The organism is Microcystis sp. M53602_WE12, from assembly GCF_030065455.1.
Lineage (GTDB): Bacteria > Cyanobacteriota > Cyanobacteriia > Cyanobacteriales > Microcystaceae > Microcystis > Microcystis aeruginosa.
In genome coordinates this window covers 1-1,627 of record NZ_JASJFB010000602.1, presented here as the reverse complement: position 1 = coordinate 1,627, position 1,627 = coordinate 1, and the positions used below count along the sequence as shown (strand labels likewise).

At 45.2% G+C, this 1,627-nt stretch carries 1 protein-coding gene and 1 pseudogene; one reads left to right on the top strand and one right to left on the bottom strand.

The window, feature by feature from the left end:
- Nucleotides 1–768 (bottom strand): AAA family ATPase (locus PX482_RS19015; protein ID WP_288122851.1); only part of this gene is annotated, 768 nt, incomplete at its 3' end.
- Nucleotides 769–1,022: 254 nt separating this feature from the next.
- On the opposite strand from PX482_RS19015, the pseudogene PX482_RS19010 reads away from it, so the two are divergent.
- Nucleotides 1,023–1,490: pseudogene (locus tag PX482_RS19010) on the top strand (hypothetical protein); the annotation flags it as partial.
- Between the last annotated feature and the right edge of the window lie 137 nt (nt 1,491–1,627).

Sequence of the window (1,627 nt, the reverse complement as noted above, 5' to 3'; positions counted from 1 at the left end):
GAAAGCGTAAGCTTGAACTGCTTTTTGCAAAACCACACAACCCCGGGGACTGACTCCTAAACTAATATCTTCGTGATCACGGGTAGCGCGGACTAAATCGACGATATATTGCTGTAAAGCAGGAGCTACCCGGACCAGACTAACTAATCTTTGCAATTCTCCCACCTGTTCTAGGGAAATACAAGCTTCTAGGGATTTAACCGTCTCTTGAGAATGCTGTCTTTGTAACATTTTTAGTTCTTCTGTGGCGCTGGGATAACCCAAACTCAGGCAAACGGCAAAACGGTCCATTTGCGCTTCTGGAAGCGGAAAAGTGCCTTGATATTCGATCGGATTTTGGGTGGCGATAACAAAGAAGGGTTGGGGGACCGGCCGCGCTTCTCCATCGACGGTAACTTGTTTTTCTTCCATGACTTCTAGAAGTGCCGATTGAGTGCGCGGGGTGGCCCGGTTGATTTCATCGGCCAACAGGACGTTAGCAAAAGCGGGGCCGGGGATAAATTCAAATTCGCGACTGTTGGGGTTCCAAATCGTCGTTCCCGTGATATCACTAGGAAGGAGGTCGGGGGTGCATTGTACCCGTTGGAAACGACCGTTAATTGAACGCGCTAAGGATTTAGCTAAGAGGGTTTTGCCGACTCCGGGGACATCTTCGAGGAGAGCGTGGCCACCACTGAGTAAAGCCACCAGCACAATGCGAATCGATTCGGTTTGGCCGACGATGCTCTGGCTCAAATTTTCCATCAAAATATCAATAGCGTCTCTCATAGCACAAATGGGGGATTTTGTCAAGAAGATTAATGTTAAGTTTTTTTGATCTTAACGATTCTTTTCCTAATTTGCCCACACTAGCGAGGAAAGTTGACAGACAATGGCGGGAAATTTCCTACTAGGGAGCTAATCGGGGTTAGGGTGGCGAGCAGGGAGAAAATTAGTTAAGAATTGTTGCCAGTGGGCGAAATCAAGATTTTAAGTCGGTTCAGTACGGTAAAATCGAGAAGAATTTCTCTTAATCAGTGAAGATGAAAGCCAGTTCGCTCGTTTTTAGTCTTGTTTTAGGAATCGCTGCCAGTACATTAACCAATAGTTTACCCGAAAATTTTACTTTCAATTCTCGGAAAATATTGGCTCAAGATCAGGCTCCTTCCTGTCCTCTTCCTCCAGATATTGCCATCACTTTTCGCAATAGTGAATGTCAGGCAGTTACCCTAGAAAAACCCCAGACTTTCTTCCGTTATTATAGTGACGAAAATTACAAAAAAGGTCGTTTTCTGACCACGGATCAATATACCACCAATGTGGAGGTGATCAGAAATTTAGCCCTCGATCAAAAGTGGAATCCTCCCAATCAAGCGACCAAAGTGGTATCGGTGACTTTACCTGCGGGAACAACGGTTTATCAAGGAATTGTCGCCCCCCAGAATCCGGCTGATTGTTATCCCGGTGGTGGTCAGCAAACTTTTATTAAAGACTCGCGAGATGCCAATATACCTGGACTTCCCCCATACAGAAATACTAAAAAATTAACAAAACCCTTACTGCCTGGAGCTTCTCAGAAAAAATTGAAAAGACGCTACTGGGTACATTTTCCCTTTGAAAATGGCTGTACCGTTGACTGTATCTAGAG